Here is a 493-nt window from a genome sequence, read left to right as displayed (position 1 = left end):
AACGAGCCAGGATTTTTCTACAAGGGAGACCCGGTTCAATACCATAAAGGGATGAGACTGGGCAAAGCCGTCCTGGACATCATGACCGACGGAAAACTTTCACATGTGAAAGTTCCTGTACGACAAGACGGAGAGTAATAGCGTGGAATTTGATTACGACAAGTCAGTATCAAACGCACATCTTGAGGCCGCAGGCTGGGGTATGGATGCCTTTAACCACTCCAACCCATTTGAGAGTCATGTCATCTATGTGCGTGACTACCGCAACGATCACATCCGCCTGTTCACCATCAAGCAGGCTGACTTCGACACGATAAAGCTGCCGCTTCACCTTACCTCCGACATGCTGGCTTCGGTGATCGCTGAGTTCGTATCGAAGGCAGCAAAAGGGAAGTTGAATACGAAGGAGTCCGACACGCTGGCTCCTGCCTTGGTTGGCTATGCCAAATCAACAGAAACCTACCGGAGCTGGCGGAGAGTGTCTGGAGCAACA

Annotated in this window: 1 protein-coding gene; it reads left to right on the top strand. The window is 50.9% G+C overall.

Annotated features, from left to right (window positions below):
* Window positions 1-142: 142 nt before the first annotated feature.
* On the top strand, window positions 143-493 hold a 351-nt coding region (locus tag BHE89_RS20220), incomplete at its 3' end, for a hypothetical protein (RefSeq protein ID WP_171742554.1).

It is taken from the genome of Shigella sp. FC1967, assembly GCF_001743005.1.
Classification (GTDB): Bacteria; Pseudomonadota; Gammaproteobacteria; order Enterobacterales; family Enterobacteriaceae; genus Proteus.
This window is presented reverse-complemented; position numbering and strand designations above follow the sequence as displayed.